This is a genomic window from Kitasatospora sp. NPDC022856 (genome assembly GCF_055561235.1).
Window position 1 is genome coordinate 1 of the sequence record NZ_JBVHHE010000139.1, and the last position, 1,360, is coordinate 1,360.

Here is a 1,360-nt window from a genome sequence, read left to right on the forward strand (position 1 = left end):
CGTACTTCACCGAGTTCGAGATCCGCATGGCGTCGTCGTAGCCGTCGCACTCGATGACGGAGAGCACCGGGCCGAAGACCTCCTCCTGGGCGATCCCGCTGTCCCGGGCCACGTCGGCAAGGTCCCTGGTTCTCTATCAGCTCGGCTTTGAAGGTGCCGTGCCTCGGCCATCGCGTTGTCGTACGAGTCCGCGACCGAGCCGGCCCGACCGAGGCTGCGGCACCGACCTCAACGAGCCGCTCTGTAGACCGAATTGACACCTACTGACTGCCCCAGTCGCTGCGATGGATCAGGCCGGAGCCCTTCTTGATGCCCCGCCGCCACAGGGCCATCTGCGAACTCCTTCGCGAAGAACACGGAGGCGCCTTGAGGACCTCTACTGATCGCTTCAACTCGGCCTTCTCCTTGTGGAGTTACGCGATCTCGGCCTTCTCGGCGCTTGTCATCAGATCGGGCCGTTCGCCCTGGTCGGCCTCGGCCTGGCGCACCCAGTTGCGCAGGGCCTCCTCGTGAATCCCCAGGTCACGGGCCACGTGCGCGACCAGACGCCTGGAGGACCGGACCTCGCGGACAGCACGCTCGCGGAGCTCGACGGGGTCCTTACGTGGAGCAGGCATCGGACCCCTGTTCTCCCATCTGCCAGGGCGATCATGCCTGGCTTCAAGGCCTCTGCACAATCCGGCTCAGCTCAATGGCGGAGTTCCTTCATGGACGGCCCGGTACGTCTGGGCGCTGACCGGGCCGGGCACCGACGGGAGGTCCCACCCATTGCGTCAGTGCCGGAGCCTGGAAGAGGTACGAGGCTTTGGCCGGAGCAGTCGCGGCCTTGAGTGCCGGTGAGAGGAAGAGGACTGCCGGGGTTGGTTGCCTGGCGTCGACGCCGGCCGGGGCCGTTGGGGTCGGCCTGGGCGCGGTGCCGGTCAGAGGGTGTTCAGGTGGCGGGTGGGAGGTGTATCGGTTCTCGGTGGGGGGATGGCCGGGGCGGCGGTGTCCGGGGTGGACTGCGAGGCTTGGACGGCTTCGGCGGGGGTGTCGGGCGGGGTGTCCTCGTGGAGGGCCCGTGTTTCGGCTTTGAGGATGCGCAGGGACTTGCCGAGTCCGCGGGCGGCCTCGGGGAGCTTCTTCGAGCCGAAGAGCAGCACGATCACGGCGAGCACGACGATGAGGTGCCAGGGTTCCAGGCCGTTGCGGAGCATGGGCGTCGTCTCCTTGTCTGTCGATCCGGAGGGGCGGGGTGGTGGGGGGGGGGGGGGGGGGGGGGGGGGGGGTGGGGGGGGGGGGGGGGGCGCCCGCCGCGCCCCGGGGGGGGGGGGGGGGGCGGGTGTACTTAAGAAGAAAAAAACAACCCAAACGAATGGGA

Annotated in this window: 3 protein-coding genes and 1 pseudogene; all 4 read right to left on the minus strand. The window is 68.6% G+C overall.

Annotated elements, in window-relative coordinates; all coding sequences use genetic code 11:
• The coding region (locus ACZ34W_RS38690) for an aldehyde dehydrogenase family protein (RefSeq protein WP_465611199.1) at positions 1 to 112 on the minus strand (112 nt) is incomplete at its 3' end.
• Between the two features lies 1 nt (position 113).
• Positions 114 to 305, minus strand: a pseudogene (locus ACZ34W_RS38695) (IS3 family transposase); the annotation flags it as partial.
• 108 nt (positions 306 to 413) lie between these two features.
• A complete protein-coding gene (locus ACZ34W_RS38700; protein ID WP_465611195.1) occupies positions 414 to 617 on the minus strand; it encodes a transposase in 204 nt (67 codons plus the stop codon).
• A gap of 303 nt (positions 618 to 920) precedes the next feature.
• Positions 921 to 1,196: a Sec-independent protein translocase subunit TatA gene (tatA, locus tag ACZ34W_RS38705; RefSeq protein ID WP_465611197.1), complete on the minus strand. Its 276-nt coding sequence runs from the start codon at positions 1,194 to 1,196 to the stop codon at positions 921 to 923.
• Positions 1,197 to 1,360 lie beyond the last annotated feature (164 nt).

Bases quoted from the DNA above. Each gene is read 5' to 3' on its own strand.
- ACZ34W_RS38700 (WP_465611195.1), bottom strand. From the start codon at position 617: ATGCCTGCTCCACGTAAGGACCCCGTCGAGCTCCGCGAGCGTGCTGTC.
- tatA (WP_465611197.1), bottom strand. From the start codon at position 1,196: ATGCTCCGCAACGGCCTGGAACCCTGGCACCTCATCGTCGTGCTCGCC.